Source organism: Olsenella sp. Marseille-P4559 (genome assembly GCF_900605015.1).
In the GTDB taxonomy this organism is placed as follows: Bacteria; Actinomycetota; Coriobacteriia; order Coriobacteriales; family Atopobiaceae; genus Tractidigestivibacter.
Genome location: NZ_LR027574.1, coordinates 1,098,035 through 1,119,466, shown reverse-complemented (window position 1 = coordinate 1,119,466; position 21,432 = coordinate 1,098,035). Strand labels below are relative to the sequence as shown.

The 21,432-nt window shown below is 63.3% G+C and carries 17 protein-coding genes; 11 read left to right on the top strand and 6 right to left on the bottom strand.

The annotated features are described in order from the left end of the window. Window positions 1–85 precede the first annotated feature (85 nt). From E0E00_RS11210 to E0E00_RS11180, 7 genes are all read left to right on the top strand, one after another. Window positions 86–586 (top strand): MarR family winged helix-turn-helix transcriptional regulator, encoded by a 501-nt coding sequence (locus E0E00_RS11210; protein ID WP_130812576.1) that lies wholly within the window; start codon window positions 86–88, stop codon window positions 584–586. After that, complete coding sequence (locus E0E00_RS11205) at window positions 573–2,330, top strand: ABC transporter ATP-binding protein (protein ID WP_130812575.1); 1,758 nt, start codon at window positions 573–575, stop codon at window positions 2,328–2,330. The genes E0E00_RS11210 and E0E00_RS11205 overlap by 14 nt, the downstream gene beginning before the upstream one ends. Window positions 2,331–2,391: 61 nt before the next feature. Then, window positions 2,392–4,206, top strand: coding sequence for an ABC transporter ATP-binding protein (locus E0E00_RS11200; protein WP_242622244.1), 1,815 nt, complete (start codon window positions 2,392–2,394; stop codon window positions 4,204–4,206). Window positions 4,207–4,836: 630 nt separating this feature from the next. Continuing rightward, window positions 4,837–5,163 (top strand): Asp-tRNA(Asn)/Glu-tRNA(Gln) amidotransferase subunit GatC, encoded by a 327-nt coding sequence (gatC, locus tag E0E00_RS11195; protein ID WP_130812573.1) that lies wholly within the window; start codon window positions 4,837–4,839, stop codon window positions 5,161–5,163. Continuing rightward, the gene (gene gatA, locus E0E00_RS11190; protein ID WP_130812572.1) at window positions 5,163–6,659 is read left to right on the top strand and encodes an Asp-tRNA(Asn)/Glu-tRNA(Gln) amidotransferase subunit GatA; all 1,497 of its coding nucleotides are present in this window, start codon (window positions 5,163–5,165) and stop codon (window positions 6,657–6,659) included. Before gatC ends, gatA begins: the two co-directional genes overlap by 1 nt. Then, the gene (gene gatB / locus E0E00_RS11185) at window positions 6,656–8,191 is read left to right on the top strand and encodes an Asp-tRNA(Asn)/Glu-tRNA(Gln) amidotransferase subunit GatB (protein WP_130812571.1); all 1,536 of its coding nucleotides are present in this window, start codon (window positions 6,656–6,658) and stop codon (window positions 8,189–8,191) included. The genes gatA and gatB overlap by 4 nt, the downstream gene beginning before the upstream one ends. Next, window positions 8,188–8,799: an HD domain-containing protein gene (locus E0E00_RS11180; RefSeq protein ID WP_242622243.1), complete on the top strand. Its 612-nt coding sequence runs from the start codon at window positions 8,188–8,190 to the stop codon at window positions 8,797–8,799. Before gatB ends, E0E00_RS11180 begins: the two co-directional genes overlap by 4 nt. A 104-nt stretch (window positions 8,800–8,903) precedes the next feature. On the opposite strand, the gene E0E00_RS11175 is transcribed toward E0E00_RS11180, so the two are convergent. The 5 genes from E0E00_RS11175 to E0E00_RS11155 all read right to left on the bottom strand — a co-directional run bounded on the left by E0E00_RS11175 (window position 8,904) and on the right by E0E00_RS11155 (window position 15,137). Beyond that, window positions 8,904–9,275 (bottom strand): YegP family protein, encoded by a 372-nt coding sequence (locus E0E00_RS11175; protein ID WP_130812570.1) that lies wholly within the window; start codon window positions 9,273–9,275, stop codon window positions 8,904–8,906. Between the two features lie 202 nt (window positions 9,276–9,477). Further along, window positions 9,478–10,425, bottom strand: coding sequence for a polysaccharide deacetylase family protein (locus E0E00_RS11170; protein ID WP_130812569.1), 948 nt, complete (start codon window positions 10,423–10,425; stop codon window positions 9,478–9,480). A gap of 547 nt (window positions 10,426–10,972) precedes the next feature. Beyond that, window positions 10,973–11,611, bottom strand: coding sequence for an indolepyruvate oxidoreductase subunit beta (locus E0E00_RS11165; protein WP_207302727.1), 639 nt, complete (start codon window positions 11,609–11,611; stop codon window positions 10,973–10,975). A 29-nt stretch (window positions 11,612–11,640) separates the two neighbouring features. Next, window positions 11,641–13,446, bottom strand: coding sequence for a thiamine pyrophosphate-dependent enzyme (locus E0E00_RS11160; RefSeq protein ID WP_130812568.1), 1,806 nt, complete (start codon window positions 13,444–13,446; stop codon window positions 11,641–11,643). A 53-nt stretch (window positions 13,447–13,499) separates the two neighbouring features. Continuing rightward, complete coding sequence (locus E0E00_RS11155; RefSeq protein WP_207302726.1) at window positions 13,500–15,137, bottom strand: class I adenylate-forming enzyme family protein; 1,638 nt, start codon at window positions 15,135–15,137, stop codon at window positions 13,500–13,502. Between the two features lie 382 nt (window positions 15,138–15,519). Here E0E00_RS11155 and E0E00_RS11150 point away from each other — a divergent pair, with 382 nt between their 5' ends. The 4 genes from E0E00_RS11150 to E0E00_RS11135 all read left to right on the top strand — a co-directional run bounded on the left by E0E00_RS11150 (window position 15,520) and on the right by E0E00_RS11135 (window position 20,091). Then, entirely contained in the window at window positions 15,520–17,031 is a 1,512-nt protein-coding gene (locus E0E00_RS11150) for a radical SAM protein (RefSeq protein ID WP_130812567.1), read from the top strand. A 726-nt stretch (window positions 17,032–17,757) separates the two neighbouring features. After that, entirely contained in the window at window positions 17,758–18,072 is a 315-nt protein-coding gene (locus E0E00_RS11145) for an HAD family hydrolase (RefSeq protein ID WP_130812683.1), read from the top strand. A 152-nt stretch (window positions 18,073–18,224) separates the two neighbouring features. Continuing rightward, window positions 18,225–19,178: a polyphosphate kinase 2 family protein gene (locus E0E00_RS11140; RefSeq protein ID WP_130812566.1), complete on the top strand. Its 954-nt coding sequence runs from the start codon at window positions 18,225–18,227 to the stop codon at window positions 19,176–19,178. A 46-nt stretch (window positions 19,179–19,224) separates the two neighbouring features. Further along, window positions 19,225–20,091 (top strand): EamA family transporter, encoded by an 867-nt coding sequence (locus E0E00_RS11135; protein ID WP_130812565.1) that lies wholly within the window; start codon window positions 19,225–19,227, stop codon window positions 20,089–20,091. Between the two features lie 52 nt (window positions 20,092–20,143). Here E0E00_RS11135 and E0E00_RS11130 read toward each other — a convergent pair whose 3' ends face one another. Further along, window positions 20,144–21,187 carry a DUF2804 domain-containing protein gene (locus E0E00_RS11130; protein ID WP_130812564.1) on the bottom strand — a complete coding sequence of 348 codons (1,044 nt, stop codon included), beginning with the start codon at window positions 21,185–21,187 and terminating at the stop codon, window positions 20,144–20,146. Window positions 21,188–21,432: the final 245 nt, after the last annotated feature.

The window sequence follows — 21,432 nt, the reverse complement described above, 5'->3', positions numbered from 1 at the left end:
CTCATGCCGTTAGCGATACTCGCGCGGCAGGGTACTATCACCAAGCTAGCTAACGGCATTAATTATACGGAGAGAGGAGCAAGGCGTGGCAAGGGGGGACGAGACAAGCTGGTCCGGACTGGCCCAGCAGCTCATGGACTCGATGCACGGCCTCAAGGCTGGTCATGGCTCGCATCCCAAAGACATGGAGATGCGCGGCGAGATAAACGCCCTACATGTGCTTCACCACCATCCCGAGGGAGTGACCCCAACGGTCTTGGCGCGTGCGTGCCAGGTGTCGACGGCGCGCATCACCAAGACAATCGATCAGCTCGAGGGGCGAGGGCTTGTGGAGCGGCGTCCAAGCCCCAAGGACCGTCGCAGCGTGACTGTGCGCCTCACCGAGGCCGGCGAGACCGAGATCGCGCAACGCAGCAAGAGGATCAACGGCTACCTTGAGCAAATCTTGCGCGAGCTGGGCGAGAAGGACGCGCGAGAGCTGGTGCGCATCTCTACCCGGATTGCAGAGATCGTCTCGGCGCACGCACAAACGGGATATGTGGGCGGCTGCCCCCTGGGAGGAGATGGCGCAGATGAGGCTCGTTAGGCTTCTTTGCGGGCATGTGGGCGAGGTTGTGGCGGTATTCGCGCTTCTTCTCGCCCAGGCGCTCTGCGAGCTCTCGCTTCCACGCTACATGTCCGACATCGTGAACGTGGGCGTGGTTGGCGCCGAGGCGGGAAACACCGCCTACCTGGGGCACATGGCGCTCGTAATGCTTGGCTTCTGCGGTGGGTCGCTCGTGGCCGCTGTGCTCTCGGGGCTCATTGCGTCTAGGGTTGCGGCTGCCGTGGCGCGCGACCTGCGCCGGGACATGTTCCAAAAAGTGATGTCCCTCTCTCCTGCGGAGGTCAATCGCTTCTCGCAGTCGTCGCTCATCACGCGCTGCACCAACGACGTGCAGCAGATTCAGAACATGATCGCGATCATGCTTCGCATGGTGATGTTTGCGCCGGTCATGGGTGTTGTTGCCGTGGTGCAGGTCATGACCATGGGCGGCGGGCTTGCGTGGATCGTGGGCGCTGCGCTTCTCGCCGTGCTGGGCATCGTGGTGGTCCTTTTCACGCTTACCATGCCGCGCTTCAAGGTCATGCAGTCGCTGGTAGACCGCGTGAACCTCCTCGCGCGAGAGATGCTCGACGGCATTATGACCATCCGCGCCTTTGGTCGGCAGGACCACGAGCTCTTGCGCTTTGACGGTGCGTCCGGCGACCTGAGGGATGCGCAGCTCTTCGTGAACCGTGCCATGACGCTCATGATGCCGCTCATGATGCTCGTGATGAACGTGACCACCGTCGCCATCGTGTGGTTTGGCTCACACGGCGTTGCGGCCGGCACCTTGCAGGCGGGTGACATGATGGCCTTCATCAGCTACGCCATGATGATCGTGATGAGCTTCCTCATTGTCTCGATGGTGGCCGTAGTCTTGCCACGTGCCGAGGTCTCCGTTGGCCGCGTGCAGGAGGTCTTGGACGTGACCCCTGCGGTGAGCGAGCCCGAGCGGCGGCCCGTCTCGGTGGCGCCGGATGCCCCGCGAGGTCGCTTGGCCTTTGACCACGTGAGCTTTCGCTATCCCGACGCCGAGGGCGATGTGGTGAGTGACGTCAGCCTCACGACCGCACCCGGCAAGGTGACGGCAATCGTGGGCTCCACGGGATCGGGCAAGTCGACGCTCGTGCAGCTGGTGCCGCGCCTCTACGACCCCACGGCTGGCACCATCACGCTCGACGGGGTGGACACACGTCAGATGGCCCTGGCCGACCTTCGCTCTCGCGTGGGCTATGTGCCCCAGCAGGGATTTCTCTTCTCGGGCACCATCGGCTCGAACGTTGCCTTCGGTGCAGAGGACGCTGGCGAGAAGGACCTGCTCCACGCTGTAGACGTGGCACAGGCCACAAAGCTTGTGGTGCAGAGGGAAGAGGGGCTCAACACAGTCATCGCGCAAGGCGGTACCAACGTATCGGGCGGGCAGCGCCAGCGCCTGGCCATAGCCCGTGCGCTTGCGATTCACCCCGAGGTGCTGGTGCTGGACGATTCCTTCTCAGCGCTGGACTACGCCACCGACGCGCGGCTGCGTCAGGCGCTTGCGCGCGAGCAGGCGGACACGGCCGTGCTGGTGGTGGCGCAACGCATAGCCACCGTGATGGGTGCCGACCAGATCATCGTGCTCGATGACGGGCACGTGGTGGGCAAGGGCACGCATGAGGAGCTCCTGCGCAGCTGCCCCGAGTACCTGGAGATTGCGAAGAGCCAGCTCAGCGACAGGGAGCTTGGACTTGAGGAGGGCGAGTAGCATGGCGGGGAGAACGGAGCAGCCCAGACGCCCGATGCATTCCCACGGGCCGGGGGCTCGCATGGCACCTGGCGAGAAGGCCAAGGACTTCAAGGGCACCATTGCTAAGCTCCTGCGCTACATGGGGCCCTACCGTGTGGGCCTTGTGGCGGCAGTGCTTCTCGCCATGGCGTCGGTGGTGTTCTCGGTGGTGGGGCCAAAGGTCCTGGGCAACGCCACGACTGAGGTCATTCTCGGCGTCCAGGCTGCGGCAGCGGGGACGGGCGGCATCGACTTTGCCCTCGTCGGGCAGATCCTGGTGACGCTTCTCGCCATCTATCTGGCAAGCGCGGCCGCATCGGGAATCCAGAGCTGGATCATGACAGGGATCACGCAGAAGGTCGTCTACCGGATGCGCGGAGAGATAGCCGACAAGATTTCGAAGGTGCCCCTCTCGTATTTTGACGGGAAGGCCATCTCGAAGGGTGACGTGCTCTCGCGCATGACCAACGACGTAGACACGCTGAGCCAGTCACTTAACCAGGGCCTCATCCAACTGGTGACCTCCATCACGCAGGTGGTGGGCGTGGCCATCATGATGCTTGCGATCTCGGCTCCGCTTGCGGGCGTGACCTTTGTGACGCTGCCGGTCTCGGCACTCATCCTGGGCGTGCTTATCCGCAGGTCGCAGAAGTACTTCCGCCTGCAGCAGGAGCAGCTCGGCACCGTGAACGGACGCGTCGAGGAGGACTTCTCGGGACAGGTGGTCATCCAGGCCTTCAACCGCGGCGAGCGCGCCGTGGAAGGCTTTGGGGAGGAGAACGACCGCCTGTACGAGAGCGCGTGGAAGAGCCAGTTTCTCTCGGGTCTCATGCAGCCGCTCATGAACCTCGTGGGCAACATGGGCTACGTGGGCGTTGTCGTTGTGGGCGCGGGCCTTGCCGTGACCGGCTCCATCCAGCCGGGCGACATCCAGTCGTTCATCCAATACGTGAGGAACTTCACGCAGCCCATCACGCAGCTGGCAACGGTCTCGAACGTGCTGCAGCAGATGGCCGCCTGTGCCGAGCGCGTCTTTGAGTTTCTCGACGCGCCCGAGGAGGAAGAGACGGCTGCGGTCGACCCCGTTACGGGGGCTGCGGCCGAGGCCATTGGCCACGCTGCTGGTGCCGTGGACTTCGATCACGTGTCCTTTGGCTATCTGCCTGGGCAGACGATCATCCACGACTTTACGGCAAACGTTGAGCCTGGCCGCACGGTGGCCATCGTGGGGCCAACCGGTGCCGGAAAGACCACGCTCATGAAGCTTCTGCTGCGCTTCTATGACGTGGATGGGGGAGCGCTGCGCGTGGACGGCCACAACGTGCGCAACGTTGAGCGAGCCGACCTGCGGCAGAACTTCTCGATGGTCCTTCAGGATGCGTGGCTCTTTAAGGGCTCCATACGCGAGAACATCCGCTTCGGTCGCCTCGATGCCACCGACGAGGAGGTGGAGGCTGCCGCGCGCTACGCGCACTGCGAGCACTTCATCAAGACGTTGCCGGACGGCTACGACTTTGAGCTGGACGAGGGTGCCACAAACATAAGCCAGGGACAGCGTCAGCTGCTCACCATTGCGCGCGCGGTGCTTGCGGATCGGCCGATTCTCATTCTGGATGAGGCCACCTCGAACGTGGACACGCGCACCGAGTGGCGCATCCAGCGTGCCATGGACAAGCTCATGGACGGCCGCACGAGCTTTGTGATTGCGCACCGGCTCTCGACCATTCGCAACGCCGATGCGATCCTGGTGCTTAGGGATGGCGACATTGTCGAGAAGGGCACGCACGAGGAGCTTCTTGCGGCAGGCGGCTTCTACGCGCAGCTGTACCAGTCGCAGTTCGAGGAGGTTGCGTAAACAAGGGGGCGGGGAGAGGGACATGGCGTCTCTCTCCCCGCAGGAGGAAGGTGGGCTGGTTGGGAGGCCGCGGTGCGCGGCGGTTTCGGGTGCTAGCGGCGGCGACGGCCGAGGGGGCGCCGGTTGCTCTTGCCACCGTCGCCGATGATAACGATGAGGCTCAGTACGCAAACGATGGCGATAAAGGCGATGTGCTCGAGAACGTTCATGGTGTGCTCCTTCCGACGCGACGCTGTGGTCGTTGCCTTTCGTTGACCCTATAATCCCGCGAGGTGGCTTTTGGTGCCATCGAGTGAACTTACGGGCGTCTTACGCTTTCGTAAGCTTCGGCTTCCCGGCGCCGCCGCCGGTTCTCGGCCGTGCTGGCTTCGAATGTGTGACGGTTCGCAACACGAACGTCGACGAATGTGTGACGTCCTGCGCGGGTCACACATTCGGATGCGAACCTGTGACGAACCGTCACACAATCGCCGGCGGACACGGGTTTGCCTCGTGCCGAGAGCCGCCTTTCGCCCCCGGTTGCCCAAGCCCTTCTCGCCCTGTCGTGTTGCGCCTTGGTAATGTGGCGCCCCCGGCCTGTCCTTGTCCCGTAAAATGGTCGAGGTGAAACAGCTCCAGACAGGAGGGCCTATGCCACTAAGCAGGGAAGACGTGCAGGGTATCGCGGACTACGCGCGCATTGCCCTCACGGACGAGGAACTCGACGAGATGACCGCCTACATGAACGAGGCGGTCGACCTTCTCGAGCCCATCCGCCAGTACGACCTCGATGGGGTCGATCCCACCTTCCACCCCATCGGCGACCTCTCAAACGTGATGGGTGAGGACGTCATCGACGACTCCGTCCGCGCCCTGCCCGTCGACGTGGCGCTCGAGAACGCCGGCTCCACGCGCGACCACCACTTCCGCGTGCCCTCAATCCTGGGTACCGACGAGGACGAGGGAGGTCTTGCCTGATGGCCAACATCGACCAGCTCTCTGCCGCGCGCATTGCCGCGGGCGTGGCGGCAGGGGAGTTCAGCGCAACCGAGGTTGCCAAGGCCTCCCTCGACGCCATCGAGTCGCGTGACGACAAGGTCCAGGCATTCCTGCAGGTCTCGTCAGACCTTGCCCTCGCGGTCGCCGCCGAGACGGACCGCCGTCGTACGTCAGGCGAGAAGCTCGGCCCACTCGCTGGCGTGCCGGTTGCCTTCAAGGACAACATGCATCTCGTGGGCACGCGCACGACCTGCGCCTCCAAGATGCTCGAGAACTACGAATCCACCTTTACCGCCACCTGCGTCCAGCGCATGCTTGACGCGGGTGCCACGCCCATGGGTAAGGCCAACATGGACGAGTTCGCATTTGGCTCGTCCACGGAGTCCTCGGCCTTCCACCGCACGAACAACCCCTGGGATACCGACCGCGTTCCGGGCGGCTCTTCGGGCGGGTCGGCGGCCGCGGTCGCCGCCGGTGAGGTCACCATCTCGCTTGGCTCCGACACGGGCGGCTCCATCCGCCAGCCGGCGAGCCTCTGTGGCGTAGTGGGCATGAAGCCCACGTACGGTGCCGTGAGCCGCTACGGCGTGGTGGCGTTCGGCTCTTCGCTTGACCAGGTTGGGCCCTTCGGTCGCTCCGTCGAAGACGTGGCGCTTGCCATGAACGCGCTCACGGCTGCCGGCCGTGACCCGTACGACTCCACGAGCCAGCCCTGCGCCGTCGACTTCCTCGAGCACCTCGAGGACGGCGTTGAGGGCATGCGCGTGGGCGTGGTGTCTGCGCTCATGAACGCCGCCGGCCTTGCGGCGGAGGTCCGCGCGGCCGTGGATGGTGCGACAAAGGCCCTCGAGGACGCCGGTGCCCAGCTCGTCGAGGTCGACCTGCCTAACATCAAATCTGCAATCGCTGCCTACTACGTGATCGCACCGTGCGAGGCCTTCTCCAACCTCGCCCGCTTTGACGGCGTGCGCTATGGCTACCAGGAGGAGGGCTGCACCACGCTGGCCGAGCAGACCTCCAAGAGCCGTGCCCACGGCTTTGGCGAGGAGGCTAAGCGACGCCAGATGCTTGGCGCGTACCTTCTCTCCAGCGGCGTCTACGACAAGTACTACTACCCGGCACAGCAGGTGCGCACCCTCATCACGCAGGACTACAGCCACGCCTACGGGCAGTGCGACGTTATTCTCATGCCTGCCATGCCGCGCGCCGCCTTCAAGTTCGGCGAGATGAGCGACCCCACGCAGATGTACGCGTCGGACATGTTCACGATCTCGAACAACATCGCAGGCAACGGCGGCATCTCGGTGCCACTGGGTCTGGGTGCCGAGTCTCGGCTGCCCGTCTCGGTCCAGCTGCAGGGCCCTGCCTTCTCGGACCGCAGGCTCCTGCGCTTTGCCCGTGCCGTCGAGAAGTCCTTCTCGGCGCGTGGCGTTGTCGCACCCGAGTTTGCCGGGAAGGGGGGTGAGCTTGCATGAAGAGGCTCGCTGAGGTCCTGGGGGACTGGGAGGCCGTGATTGGCCTTGAGGTCCACACCGAGCTCACTACGCTCGAGACCAAGATGTTCTGCAACTGCAAGAACACGCACGATGACCCGCCCAATACCAACGTGTGCCCCGTGTGCCTGGGCATGCCCGGCGCGCTGCCGGTGCCCAACCGCGCGGCCATCCAGTCCATCGTGATGGCGGGGCTGGCCACAAACTGCCAGATCATGCGCCACTCGATGTTCTATCGCAAGCACTACTTCTATCCCGACATGGCCAAGAACTTCCAGACCACGCAGGGTCCCGTCGCCTTCTGCATGCACGGGCGTCTCGACCTTGAGGTCTCTGGCGGGGGCGCGGCCGAGCGTCCGGCATGGGAAGACGTGGCCGGCGACGGCACGACCGCAATCGCGCGCGAGAAGGATGGCTCCTACGTGGTGCCCATCCGCATCCTGCGCATCCACATGGAGGAGGACGCCGCCAAGATGGTGCACGTAGGCGGCGAAGAGGGCCGCATCACGGCTGCTACTGAGTCCCTTATCGACTACAACCGCTGCGGCACGCCCCTCATCGAGCTCGTCACCGAGCCCGACCTGCGCACGCCCGAGGAGGCCCGCCTCTTCATGGAGAAGCTGCAGCAGACGTTCAAGACGCTGGGCATCTCCGACTGCTCGCTGGAGAACGGCTCCATGCGCTGCGACGGCAACATCAGCCTGCGCCGCCGCGGCGAGACGCGCCTGGGCACCAAGACCGAGATGAAGAACATCAACTCGTTCAAGAGCCTGCACGACGCGCTCGAGTACGAGATCTGCCGCCAGGCCGAGGTACTCGAAGAGGGTGGCATCATCTACCAGGAGACGCGTCACTGGGAGCCCAGCCGTCGTCGCACCGTCGTGATGCGCGTGAAGGAGACGGCCGATGACTACCGTCTCTTCCCCGACCCCGACCTCGCGCCCTTCGACCTCACGGACGACTTCATCGAAGAGGCGCGCGAGAAGATCCCCGAGCTGCCTGACGCCAAGCGAGACCGCTACATGCGCGACTACGGACTCAAGCAGGCCGACGCTGCCCAGCTGGCGGGAGATCCCAAGGTCGCGACCTTCTTCGAGGAGTCCCTTGCAGGAGCGCCGGCCAAGGCCGTGTCCACCGTCGCCAACGTGATGGTGAACCTCGCGCCGAGCTTCGATGCGCTTGCACCGGCGCAGGTGAGAGGCATTGCCAGCCTTCTCGCCGAGGATGCCATCACCTTTGCGCAGGCGCGTGAGGTGCTCGAGGCCGTCAACGGCACGGATGCAGATCCGGAGAGCGTGGTGGATGAGCGCGGCATGCGTCAGGTGACAGACGCCGGCGCACTCGAGCCCATCGTGGACGAGGTCCTCGCGCGCTGTGCCGACCAGGTCCAGCAGTACCGCGACGGCAACAAGAAGGTTGTGGGATACCTGGTTGGACAGTGCATGAAGGCATCGAAGGGCTCGGGCAATCCCAAGCTCTTCAACAAGCTGCTGGCCGAGAGGCTCGGGGCGTGATCGGCGAGGGGACCATCGCGGCGGCCACCGCGTACGTGCACGGTCTCCTCGCAGGAGAGGCGTCCGGCCATGGGGCGGACCATGCCCTGCGCGTCTGCCGCACCGCCGCGGCCATCGCCCGTAGCGAAGGGGCAGACGTTGGCATCTGCGGGCTCGCGGCGCTGCTGCATGATGTGGACGACCATAAGCTCTTTCCCGAGACGTGCGCGTCGCTGGATCACGCGACCTCCTTCCTGGACGCCCAGGGTGTCGATGGGGACGAGAGGCGCCGCGTCTGCCAGGCCATACGGGAGGTCTCCTTCTCCACCAACGGGATGGAACCCCCGAGCAGCCTCGAGGCGGCCTGCGTACGTGACGCCGACCGCTTGGACGCCATCGGCGCGATAGGCGTGGGTCGCGCCTTCGCCTTCGGCGGGGCGCACAAGCGGGCCCTCTGGGACGAGGGCGAGGAGCGCCGCGATACCACGATCGCGCACTTCGAGGACAAGCTCCTGCTGCTCGCCGAGGGCATGAACACGCAGTCCGGACGCCTCCTCGCGGCTGGGCGCGGGGCCTACCTCAGGGGGTTCTACGAGGAGTTCATCGCCGAGTGGCGAGGGGAGCGCTGAGACAGGCCGCCCCCCCTCGCCACGCTGCGGACAAAGAAGCCGTGTGTCCCGCCAAGACGACTGGGCGTGACGTTCGTGCGAGGTTGCAGGATGGGCCCCTGCGCCTACTCCTCGGTCTGCGACAGCGGGGAATCGCCCTCGTTGCGCATGCGCTCGATTCTTCTCAGCAGGCTGTCCTTGTGGGGATAGGAGTGCGACTGCGCTAGGTCGTTGCCCGTATCGGGGTAGAAGCGGAAGAAGTAGTTGCCTGAGAGGGTCTGGAAGATGCGGTACTTTGGCGCCTCTACGGGCTGTTGGTCGAGGGAGGTCGTGTCCTCTACCGCCGCACCCCTTGCGGTCTTGCGGATGCGCTCGATGCCATCCAGGCAATCGTCCTTGGAGGGGAAGACCATCGACGTGGCGATAATGTGGCCATTGCTGGCGCACAGGTTAAACAGGTACCTTCCATCCTTCTCGTTAAGTACGTACTGACCCATACGGCTCACCCCAAACGTCTGCGACGGATACGATCCCTGGCCGAAAATGCCGGCTCAATGGAATAGATTCCACTCTTGGGGACCGGTCGATGCGAGCAAGATGGCGAGCGGTCGTATTGGGTGCGGAACCGGCTGTTGGTCGGTCGGCCGACGACGGGCTGCACGTGCAATGGCCCGCCGACGCCGGCCGTGCCGGTGGCGCCTAGTTGGCGACCTTATGGTGTGGCACCATCGTGCTGCGGTCGATTGCCTCGAACCGGTAGCCCAGCGCCTGGTAGTGCTCGATGATCTTGGGCAGGGCCTCGACGGTGGTGTCCTTGGTGGCGGCATCGTGGCAGAGCAGGATGATGTTGGGGTAGTCATCGTAGGCGCAGGAGTTCTCGATGACCTGGTCGGTTGTGCACACTGCCCCGTCTCCGCTGGAAGCGTTCCAATCATAGTACTGGTAGCCGCGCTCCTGCACGTCGTTTACCAGCACGTCCATGATGCCCGAGCAGTACTTCTCCGAGACGGTGTTGGACGAGCCGCCGGGGAAGCGCACGAGATAGGGCACGTAGCCGATCTGGTCCTTCACGACTTGCGCGATCTGGTCGAGGTCGTCGAAGAAGGCGTCCTCGGAGGAGTAGACCTTCGCGTAGTCGTGCGTGTAGGAGTGCAGGCCAATGGTGTTGCCGTCATCGTAGGCCTTCTTGATCATGCCATAGTGGTCGGGGTCGTGTCCCACCACAAAGAATGTTGCCTTTGCGCCGCACTGGTCGAGAATGTCGAGCACACGCTGCGTGTTTGCGGAGGGACCGTCATCGAAGGTGAGATAGACGATGCTCTCGCCGTTGTTCTTGAAGTTCCAGTCCGTCTGGGCGTCTGGGTCCACGGTAAGCCCAGCCGCGCGCGGGTCGTCGGAGGCGTCTTGTGCGGCAGTTGCGTCTTGCGTGTCTTGCGAACTGGACGCGTCAGGGGCGTCGGGCGTATTGTCAGCTTGGGGTGCGGTGGCTGTTGCGCCCGGTGCTTGGGTCATTGCGACTCCCACACCCAGTGCGAGCAGCGCCCCTACCGATAGGGCGAGAAAGGCCTTCCTGCTCTGACTGCTTCTGACAAGACTTCTCCTGGAGTCCTGACGCGGCGTCCAGTCCTGCCTGAAGTGCTTCGGCATGCGAACGTCCCCCCTTGCTCGGCTGTTGTGTGGTGGGGCGGGAACCGTGGCAACCGCAACCCACGCTGATGGTAAAGCTGAAAGCACCCTTACGGTGCGAGGAGAAGGTGGGCCATACGGAATCTCTACCGTGGGGCTCTCGCCATCGAGCTGCTAGCGGCGCCGTCGATTGGCGGATCTCGATGCTCGTGCGTACGCACGACCGAGGTTCTCGGCCACAAAGAGGGTCTTGAAGGCATCCCTTGGCAACGGGTCAGGCTTGTGCGTACGCACGACCGAGACTTTCTGACAGGGGAGTTGCGTTTGGCCAGTTGGCCGAGAGGGCCATGTCAACAGTCCTGACTTATGCGTACGCACGATGGCCCTCCTCTGCCATGGCGGCAGTCTCTGAGGCAAAAGGCAACCGTTGTGCGTGAGCGACCGAGCCTCGTACGGTTGCCAACCCGTGCACCCCGGTCGCCCTCTCACCTCCAGCGACAAGAAGCGGCGCCCGGGCCCACGTGGGAACCCGGGCACCATCGAGCAGCGCAAGCCCTTCTCGTCTGCCCTAGCGCTCCGCCGCCTTGCGGCCGGCATCGAACGCAGCAAGGTTTGCCTCGACGGTCTTTGGCGGCACGCGGCGGCCAATGGCATCGCGCCACTCATCCACCGAGAAGGGAAGTGCCGTCGAAAGTGCGCCTACCAGCACCACGTTGGTCGAGCGGGGGCTTCCCACGCGTCGGGCAATCTCCCCGGCATCAATCCGCACGGCACCAATCCTGTCCAGGCGCGCCTCCACGTGTTGGGGCATGTGGGCGTTACCAATGTTCACCGGTACGGGCACGATCGTCTCGTCATTCACAAAGAGACGGCCGCCCTCCTTGAGAAACTGCTGGTTGCGCAGGGCCTCAATGGTCTCGAAGGCCACAAGCACATCGGCCGTGCCCGGATCGCAGGCCATGGAGTCAACGTGCTCGCCCATGCGGATGATGGTCGAGACCGAACCCCCTCGTTGGCTCATGCCGTGGATTTCGGAGACCTTCACGTCGAGGCCAGCCTCAGAGGCGGTCATGGCAAGGATGTTGCCGGCGAGGATCGTGCCTTGTCCGCCAACGCCCACGAGAAGAACGGTCATGGTGTGGTCGAGATGCACGCGTTCGCCCATGTGGACGGTTGAGCTGGCTGCGGATGCTGTTGTGTGTGGCATGTATTCTACCTCCCTTGCTTCGGCTGGGCCTACGCGGACTGGATGCACCCAAAGGGGCACACCTGCTCGCACTGACCGCAGCCCACGCACTGCGTGGGGTCGATGATGGCGTAGTTTGTCTCGTCCTTGCCCAGGGCTGGACAGCCAATCTGGATGCAGGTGCCACAGCGGCGGCAGTCACGAATAACGGGTGCAGGTGCGTGCGTGCGGTCGACCAGGCGGCACGGTGCGCGGAAGATCACCACCGAGAGCAGGTCCTCGTGGGAGACGGCCGTCTTGAGTGCTGCTCGCACGGCGGCAAGGTCCTGCGCGTCCGCCTCGATGACCTCGTCAACGCCAATCGCGCGGCAGAGCGCCGGCAGGTCGAGCGGACGACCCGCGGGGCGGTCGAGAACCGAGGGCTTCTCGCCTGCGTCCACAAGCGGGCTAATGCGCGCGCCTTGCTCGGAAAGGGTGACTCCGTTCACGGGATTGCCTTGGGTACCGGTCATGGCTGTGGTGCGGTTGTCCAGGATGAGGAGCGTCCCCCTGCCGCCGTTGTATGCCGTGCCGAGAAGCGACGTGATGCCGGAGTGCGCGAAGGTGGAGTCGCCAATGACGCCCACCACGGGACGCTTGGTGCGCCCGGAGACGCCGGCCAGCTCCATGCCGTGGCTCATGCTGAGGGAGGCGCCCATGTCGATGACCGAGTCAACGGCGCGGAAGGGCGCGACGGCACCTAGCGTATAGCAGCCAATGTCGCCCGTCACGATGGCCTTCATGCGGCGCAGTTCGTGGAAGACAGGGCGGTGGGGACAGCCGGCACAGAACGCTGGTGGCCGCGGGGGGAGGTCCGTGGCGGCTTCGAGATGGGCGGCCGTGGCCACGCCAAAGCTCCTCTGGATGTCTGTGGGGAAGATTTCGCCGGAGCGGGGGAGCGGCGCGGCGGGTGGCTCGGAGAGGCGCACGCCCAGTGCGGCCACATGGTCACGGAAATAGCGGCACGACTCCTCCACCACGTAGACCTTCTCGACCGAGGCGGCAAAGCTCGCAAGAAGCTTGGGCGGCAGCGGCCAGGTGAGGCCAAGCTTGAGTATGGAGACGTTGGGCAGTGCCTCGCGTACGTGGTTGTAGAGGGCACCGGCAACGATGATGCCCACCTTTGTGTCGTGCATCTCAACGCGGTTGAGCTTGCACGTCTCGGCAAACTCCACGAGGGCGTCCTCGCGCTCGTTGGTCGCGTGGGTGCGTGCCACGGCGTAGGCGGGCATCATGACGTACTTGCTCGGCTGGCTCTCGTAGCCGCGCGGCGCGGCCGCCGCAAGGTCGCGCTCGTGGGTGCACTCGACCATGGTCCTCGTGTGTGCGATGCGCATGGTCTCGTGGAGGATGACCGGCGTGTCGAAGCGCTCGGAGATGTCGAACGCCTTGCGCGTGAAGTCGTAGGCCTCCTGGGAGTCGGAGGGGTCGAGGCACGGCACGCGGGCGAACGCAGCGTAGTTTCTCGTGTCCTGCTCGTTCTGGGAGCTGTACATGGAGGGGTCGTCGGCAACGAGAAGCACCAGGCCTGCGTTGGTGCCCGTGTTGGTGACGCTCATGAAGGGGTCGGCCGCAACGTTCAGGCCTACGTGCTTCATGGTGACAAGCGTGCGCAGGCCGCCCATGGCGGACCCAATGCCCACCTCGAGGGCGACCTTCTCGTTGGGCGACCACTCGCAGTAGACGTCACTGTGCTGCACGAGGTTCTCGAGGGTCTCGGTGGAGGGCGTACCGGGGTATCCCGTACCCACGCCTACGCCTGCCGACCATGCGCCCTCGGCGACGGCCTCGTTGCCTGACAGAAGCTGCTTTCCCATGCCCTCTCCTCTCCTGGCGGACTGCCCGCCTTGGAATCCTCGCGATGAGCCCGCTATGCCTTGTTCTCCTGGTCGACGAGGCACGTCGCCCCGTACCTCTCACGCAGCAGCGGCTTCTCGATCTTTCCCGTGGAGTTTCTTGGCACCTCGGCGAAGATCACCTTGCGCGGCCGCTTGTAGCGGGGGAGCGCCAGGCAGAACTCGTTGATGCCGTCCTCGGTGGCGTCCTCGTATCCGGGCTTGAGCTCGATGATTGCTGCGGGTATCTCGCCCAGGCGCTCGTCGGGCAGGCCGATTACGGCCACGTCTTGGATGGCGGGGTTGGAGGCGAGAAAATCCTCGATCTGTACGGGGTAGAGGTTCTCGCCGCCCATCACGATAACGTCCTTCTTGCGGTCGACCAGCCAGCAGAAGCCGTCCTCGTCCTGGCGGGCCATGTCGCCGGTGCGAAGCCACCCGTCGACGAGGGTCTCGGCTGTTGCCGCGGGATCCTTGTAGTAGCATTCCATGAGGCCCGGACCCTTGACGCAGAGTTCGCCGACCACGCCTGGCGCGACCCTCTCGCCCTTCTCATCCACGATCTTGCACTCCCAGTTATAGCCGGGCACGCCGATGGCGCCCACGCGGTCCACGTTCTTCACGCCCAGGTGCATGCAGCCGGGACCGCAGGACTCCGAGAGGCCGTAGTTGGTGTCGTAGTGCTGGTTGGGGAAGACCTTGAGCCAACGGTGCACCAGGCTCTTCGGTACGGGTTGGGCGCCAATGTGCATGAGGCGCCACTGGTCGAGGCGGTAGTCGGAGAGCGTGACCGTGCCCTGCTCGATGGCGAGCAGGATGTCTTGCGCCCAGGGAACGAGCAGCCACACGATGGTGCAGCGCTCGGCTGAGACGGTCTCGAGGATGGACTTGGGACTCACGCCGCGCAGAAGGACGCCGCGCCCGCCCACAGCGAGCGACCCCATCCAGTGCATGATGGCGCCCGTGTGGTAGAGGGGCGGGATGCAGAGAAACACGTCGTCGTGCGTCTGGCCATGGTGCTTCTGCTCCATGATGGCAGCCTGGGTGAGGCTCCGGTGGTGGTGGAGTATTGCCTTGGGGAAGCCCGTGGTGCCCGAGCTAAAGTAAATCGCCGCGTCCTCGTCTTCCGAGAGCGGAATCATGGGGTCCGCCGAGGAGCATAGGCCTACGAGCTCCTGGTAGGGTTCGGCCCAGGTGGGGCAGTCGTCGCCTACGTAGAAGAGCAGGCGCCCCTTTTGGATCTGGGGCACGATCTCCTCGACGCGGCCGATGAACTCGGGGCCAAAGACCAGGATGTCGGCGTCGGACTTCTCGATGCAGTAGCGGATCTCCTCGGCAGAGTAGCGAAAGTTGAGCGGCACTACGGTGGCACCGCTCTTGAGCACGCCAAAGTAGATGGGGAGCCACTCGATGCAGTTGTAGAGCAGGACGGCTACCTTGTCATCCTTGCGGATGCCGCGAGAGAGCAGCAGGTTGGCAAAGCGGTTGGCCTTCTCGTCAAAGACCTGCCAGGTCATCTCGCGACGAAAGGGCTCGTCGTCCGTGGTCTCGACGAGCTCGTATTCGCGCCAGGTGATGTGGCGGTTCTCGTGGCGTTGGGGGTTGACCTCCACGAGAGCGACCTCTGTGGGATAGAGCTCGGCGTTCTTGCGGAGCATGTCGACGATGGTCACGTTGCCTCCAAATGACCTGGTGTTCTGTGCAGGCGGCGGGCCCGGTGCCGCAGGCGGCCGCCCGAACGGATGCCTTTGTAATGATAGACGGCCAATTGGCCAGACGCCGTGCGAATTTGCGCGCGAATGACGAGAGGGACGGCGTGGGGTTAGGGTGCCAGGCTGGTCTGACAAGAAGGGGGCTTGTGCCCACACACGATGCCGGCCTGCTGTCAGGGCCGTGCCCACGCCTTTCTCGCCTCGAGTGTTAACGGTTCTTCAGACTTTCTTGATACGGGTTGATTTTTTTCAAATCTAAGTCAAAATATTTGACCATCCACGAGAAGTGTGACACATCGGTCGAAGGGGTTTCGACCGCCGCCATTAGGCGAAAGGAACGGTTATGCAGTCGAAAATCGCGCACGCAGCTGAACGCAAGGCATTTAGTGTTGTTATCGACCAGGTCATCAAGGGCGTGAGGGGAGACCATCCCGAGGAGGCCATCAACAAATTCCTGGACATGGGCGGCAGGCTCCTCGCCGACACCGCGCCAGACATGGCAAACTCTCTTGGCAAAGCGTTCTATCCTGGCTCTAAGTGGGAGAACTTCCTTATCCAGCTGGTGAGGGATCGCGTTGATCCGCACATCCTGAAGGTTGCCGTTCTGAATGGTGCCTACGAGTCCGCCTTCCGCGGTCTGCGTGAGACCACGCAGTCTGCCGAGAAGCACCAGTGCAACGTGCCCTGGATCATCATCTTCGATCCCACGAGCGCCTGCAACAAGCACTGCATCGGCTGCTGGTCGGCCGACTACGGCAACAAGCTCAACCTCTCGTTCGATGACATGGACCGTCTCGTCACCGAGGCCAAGGCGCTTGGCACGCACTTCTTCATGATGACCGGCGGCGAGCCCCTGGTGCGCAAGAAGGACGTCGTCCGCCTTGCCGAGAAGCACGATGACTGCATCTTTGGCCTCTTCACCAATGGCTCACTCATCGACCAGCAGCTCTGCGACGATTGCAAGCGCCTTGGCAACATCGTCTTCTCGATGTCGCTCGAGGGCTTCAAGACCGCCAACGATGGCCGCCGCGGCGACGGCTCCTTCGACGAGGTCGTTCGTGCCATGGACCTCATGACCGCCAACGGCGTGCCCTTCGGCATCTCCACCTGCTACACGCGCAAGAACGTCGAGGATGTCACCTCTGACGAGTACTACGACTTCATCCTCGAACATGGTGCACTGTGGCAGTGGTACTTCCACTACATGCCGGTCGGCGAGGGCGCCAACGCCGACCTCATGCCAACAATCGAGCAGCGCGAGTACATGATCGACCGCATCCGCAAGATTCGTGACTACGAGGGCGGCAAGCCCATCATGGCCATGGACTTCCAGAACGATGGTGAGTTTGTTGGTGGCTGCATCGCTGGCGGTCGCGTGTTCTGCCACGTGAATGCCCGCGGCGATGTTGAGCCCTGCGTCTTCATTCACTACTCCAACGCCAACATTCACGAGAAGAGCTGGCTCGAGTGCCTGCAGCAGCCCATCTTCCAGGAGTATCGTTCCCACTGGCCTTGGAATGACAACATGCTGCGCCCTTGCCCGATGCTCGAGAACCCCGAGGTCCTGCCCGAGATGGTTCACGATGCCAACGCCAAGTCCACGGAGTACACCTCCCCGGAGGACGTTGACCATCTGTGCGCTCGCACGACCCAATATGCCGAGAAGTGGGCTCCCGAGGGCGATCGCATCTGGGCCGAGGAGCATCCCACGGGCAAGAAGGTCTACGAGGACAGTATCTCTATGATGGATGTCGACAAGAAGGCCAAGATGCTTGCCGAGAAGGACGCCGAGCTTGATGCCAAAATCGAGGAGGAGCTCAACGAGAAGAAGGAGCCCGTCAGCGCTGCCAGGTAGGTGTCTGCGATCTTCTCGTGCTAACGCGCTCGTCGCCCCGCTGCCATTGTCGGATGACTTCAGCAGCGGGACGTTTTTGCGGGTCGGCAGCGTTACCGGGCCCTGGCCGACATCTAGATGGCTTCGGACAACGTTTGCGCAAGAAGAAATGCCAAAACTGCACACAGAATTGAGGTTTTGAAGGGCATGGGGTCATCAGGGGTGCATGTGCGCCGGAGTTCCGCCCTGCACCGCGAGAGTTTTCCCAGTTGGCGGTAATTCATTGGGGGTATTCGACAGGTTCAATTCGCCAGAATTCTCTCTAAGTCAGAACATAACCTTCATATCCTCACTTTTGCGTGTAGTTTGGCAGTTTTTTGTTGCGCGCATGGCCGCCAAGGCCACTTGCGCCCCCCATCACATCAGCCCTTGCTGCCGCATGCTCTTCTCGACAGACAGCGCACAGGCAGAGGGGGCTACCGTGATTCGCCTGGCACTCTCAGACCTTGACAACACCCTGATCCCCTATGGTCAGGGTCGCGCGTCGGATGCGGCCATCGCTGTGAGCGCACTGCGCTTACCGTCTATGGCAACGAGCGCGAGGATTGCGACGTCTGCGTAGGCGTCACGGACGAGGAAATCGCATGCCATCCCAAGGCCTTCCACGCATTCCACCTCACGTCCGCGCATGTCCCGGCAGGCACCCATGTGAAGGCCAACATCCACAGCAACCACTCGCGTGCCCACATGGAGGCGCTGCGCGAGAGCCTCGCGCGAGACTTCCCCGAGTTCGACTTCGTCTTTCCCAGCCCCACATCCTCGACGCTGGACATCCCGCCGACGGGCATCTCCAAGATGTCCGGACTCGCGGTCTTGATGGAGCACCTGGGCATAGGTCTCGATGAGGTCTGCGTCTTTGGCGACTCGGAGAATGATTTGCCCATCATCGAGGGGGGTTCCCAACTCCGTCGCCATCTCGAACGCCTCTCCCGAGGTCGTGGCTGCCGCACGCTGGCATATTGGGCCGGTGGCCGAGGACTCCGTAGCAAGTGCGCTTCTTGACATCGCAGCCGCCGCCAATACGGGTTCCATGCCCGCATTTATGCGTGAGGAGGATGCGCTGCGCAGTTCCGCGCGTTAATCAACCTTTTATCGGGTACGTAGAGAGACGGTATGCAAGCGCTGGCCAAAAGTGCATGAGGAGATGCATCCGCATGGAATTCCAGGAGCTTAAGGACTACAGGTTTGACGGGTCGGGTCATTTCAAGCTTGATGACTACCCCGCAGACGTCCACGTGGAGAAGGGGCTCCGACCCAATTTCGAGGCCCTCACCGAGGTAAACACGCAGCGCATGGCAGAGCTCCAGGACAAGCTCTACGCCGAGGGTCGCGAGGGCGTCGTCGTCATCCTGCAGGCAATGGACGCCGCTGGCAAGGATTCCACCATCAAGCACGTGATGAGTGGCATAAACCCGCAGGGCGTTACCGTCGCAAGCTTCAAGCAGCCCTCCTCGGAGGAACTTGCCCATGACTTCCTCTGGCGTGCCGCAACCAGGCTGCCGCGCCGCGGCTGCATTGGCCTCTTTAACCGCAGCTACTACGAGGACGTGCTCGTGGTACGAGTGCACGATCTCCAGAAGACCTACCACATGCCCAAACGTGTGCTCGATACACCCAAAGACGACTTCTTCGACCAGCGCTACCGCCAGATCCGCGACTTCGAGCGCTACCTCTGGGAGAACGGCTACCGCGTCCTCAAGATCTTCCTCAACGTAAGCAGTGCCGAGCAGCGTCGTCGTTTTCTCGACCGCATCGACGACGAGTCCAAGAACTGGAAGTTCTCCTCGTCCGACGTGGCCGAGCGCAAGTTGTGGCCCAAGTACATGGACGCCTACGAGCGCTGCATCGACCGCACGGCCACCAAGGAGGCACCTTGGTACGTCATCCCGGCAGACCAGAAGTTCTATGCGCGCTGGCTCGTCTCGGAGGCTATCGTTCACACGCTCGAGGGCTGTGACCCGCACTACCCGGAGCTTCCCGATGAGCAGCTTGACGACCTTGAGGCTGCGCGCCGGGGGCTTCTCGCCGAGACGGGTGGCCATGACGACCGCTCCGAACGTGACGAGACCGAGCGCGGTGCGGTTGAGCACACAGGCGAGAAGGCCTAGCATTACCTGCTGGCTGGTCCGTTTGGACGGAAAGGGCTCGTGTCCTATGTGGATTCTGGCTGCCATTGGCTCCGCTCTCTTTGCGGGCATCACGTCGATCCTTGCCAAGTGCGGCATACGGCACACCGACTCCGACGTCGCAACGGCGCTGCGCACCGTCGTCGTCCTGGCGTTCGCATGGCTTATGGCGGGCATGGTGGGCTCAATTCCCACCATCGGGCAGGTGACGTCCCGTTCGCTTCTCTTCCTGGCGCTCTCCGGTCTTGCGACCGGTGCAAGCTGGATCTGCTACTTCAAGGCCCTTTCGATGGGCGACGTTAACAAGGTCGTCCCCATTGACAAGTGCTCGACGGTGCTCACGGTGCTTCTCGCCATCGTGTTGTTTGGCGAGGCGAACCACCTTGCTGTAAAGCTTGTGGGGTGTGCAGGAATCCTTGTGGGCACCCTCATGATGGTCGAGCGCAAGCGGCAGGACCACGACGTCCGGGGGCAATCGTGGAAGTGGTATGCCATAGGTTCGGCCGTCTTTGCCGCACTCACATCGATCCTTGCCAAGGTGGGTATAGAGGGCGTGGAGTCAAACCTCGCAACCGCCATTCGTACCTGCTTTGTGCTGGTCATGGCGTGGGTCATTGTCGGCATGCGTGGCAAGATGGGAGAGGTTTGCGGCATCGACCGTCACGAGCTGCTCTTCATCTGCCTGTCCGGTGTGGCTACGGGCGCCTCGTGGCTCTGCTACTACTACGCCATCCAGACCGGCGTGGTCTCCGTCGTGGTGCCCATCGACAAGCTGTCGATCGTGGTGTCCATGGCCTTCTCGGCGGCGGTCTTCAAAGAGACCTATACCAAGCGCTCGCTTGCGGGCCTGGCAATCATCGTGGCATCGACGCTGCTCATGACGGTCTTTAGGTAGGAGCGCCGCCAGGACTGGGGCGAGGAGGCCAGCCTTCTCGCCCAAACGCACCCTAGTACTTGTTGTAGATGTGCTCGGCGGACCCGCGCAGCCCCGTGACGCAGAGTGGCCTGCCGTCGTCGAGCACTACGGTTCCGCTGAACGTCCCAAACACCTGGTGCTGGCGGCTTACGATGAGCCCGATGAGGTTCGTGTTGTCGGTACGGTCGATCTCCGGTGAGAAGACAAGGTCGAGCCTGCCCTCGTCGTCGGTCATGTGCCAGGGTGAGAGGTACTCGTAGCCGTTCTCGCCCACGGGGATGCCAAAGTCAATGCGTCCCAGCTTGTGGGCTATGCCGTCTACGAAGGCCATGTTCTCGCTGGCGGCCTGCGTATTGCCAAAGCCGTAGCCCAGGTTGAGGCCCACCACGTGCCCGGCTTGGCGACCCTGCGCCGCTGCCCAATACCAGGTGTTCTCGTTTGTCCACACGCCGCGCCCCCAGTCCAGAAGGCCAAACGAGTCGTCGCGCGGGAACTCGTGGAAGAGGCCGCCCCGACGAAAGCCTCCCCATGCGCGCATGCCAATAATCTTGCGGTTGTAGTAGAAGGCGTGGGGGTCTTCGTCCCATGGCGTGCAGATGACCATCGAGTCTCGCGGCTGCCGGTCGAGCAGGACCTCCACCTCGAGGTCCTCGCCCGCGTCCTCGTCAAAGTCACGCATGGAAAACGAGAGACGCCGCATGTTGCCCACGTGGCGCCAGTCTACGCGGCATAGGGGGTTCTCCCATGAGATGTCCCCTTTATCGGAGCTTGCGGGAAGGCCCATTGACCCCATGGGCAACGGCACGAGCTCAGAGGTGGTCTTGAAGGCCTTCTCCGCGAAATCCATGACCGATGCCGAGACAAGCCCCAGGTATCCCAGGTCGCTGAAGGTGAGCGCCACGGCGTAGTGCTTGTCGTTTATGAGGTAATAGTCCCAATCCTTGATGCGCCATGGCGGCGCTTGGATGTCTGCGTGGTCGTAGGTGAAGGGCGGCCGCGTGGTCCAGCCGGGCTCCCTCAGGCAGCCCTCCTCGTCTAAAAGCCTGCCGGTGCCGGTGATGTGATGCTCGGGCATGGCAACCCACCTCTCCCCACGATTCCCTGTGGGTTAGCATCCATCGTCTTGAGGGCGTTTTCGGCACCACTTCGGCGTGTGGTTGCATCGAGTGGGATGACTACGCTGCGGGTGGCGGGGTGCCGGGCCGCGCTTACGGAGTCCATCGCATTTTCTGAAACGCATCCCTCGCCAACCGGCCAAGCGCAGACCCGGTTTCAGAAGGGCGATGAACGATGGGCGGGTGAAGAGGGGTGCGGCGGTTG

Coding starts and splice junctions, on each gene's coding strand:
- E0E00_RS11205 (WP_130812575.1), top strand. CDS start 573: ATGAGGCTCGTTAGGCTTCTTTGCGGGCATGTGGGCGAGGTTGTGGCG.
- E0E00_RS11200 (WP_242622244.1), top strand. CDS start 2,392: ATGGCACCTGGCGAGAAGGCCAAGGACTTCAAGGGCACCATTGCTAAG.
- gatC (WP_130812573.1), top strand. CDS start 4,837: ATGCCACTAAGCAGGGAAGACGTGCAGGGTATCGCGGACTACGCGCGC.
- gatA (WP_130812572.1), top strand. CDS start 5,163: ATGGCCAACATCGACCAGCTCTCTGCCGCGCGCATTGCCGCGGGCGTG.
- gatB (WP_130812571.1), top strand. CDS start 6,656: ATGAAGAGGCTCGCTGAGGTCCTGGGGGACTGGGAGGCCGTGATTGGC.
- E0E00_RS11175 (WP_130812570.1), bottom strand. CDS start 9,275: ATGGGTCAGTACGTACTTAACGAGAAGGATGGAAGGTACCTGTTTAAC.
- E0E00_RS11170 (WP_130812569.1), bottom strand. CDS start 10,425: ATGCCGAAGCACTTCAGGCAGGACTGGACGCCGCGTCAGGACTCCAGG.
- E0E00_RS11165 (WP_207302727.1), bottom strand. CDS start 11,611: ATGCCACACACAACAGCATCCGCAGCCAGCTCAACCGTCCACATGGGC.
- E0E00_RS11160 (WP_130812568.1), bottom strand. CDS start 13,446: ATGGGAAAGCAGCTTCTGTCAGGCAACGAGGCCGTCGCCGAGGGCGCA.
- E0E00_RS11150 (WP_130812567.1), top strand. CDS start 15,520: ATGCAGTCGAAAATCGCGCACGCAGCTGAACGCAAGGCATTTAGTGTT.
- E0E00_RS11145 (WP_130812683.1), top strand. CDS start 17,758: ATGGAGGCGCTGCGCGAGAGCCTCGCGCGAGACTTCCCCGAGTTCGAC.
- E0E00_RS11140 (WP_130812566.1), top strand. CDS start 18,225: ATGGAATTCCAGGAGCTTAAGGACTACAGGTTTGACGGGTCGGGTCAT.
- E0E00_RS11135 (WP_130812565.1), top strand. CDS start 19,225: ATGTGGATTCTGGCTGCCATTGGCTCCGCTCTCTTTGCGGGCATCACG.
- E0E00_RS11130 (WP_130812564.1), bottom strand. CDS start 21,187: ATGCCCGAGCATCACATCACCGGCACCGGCAGGCTTTTAGACGAGGAG.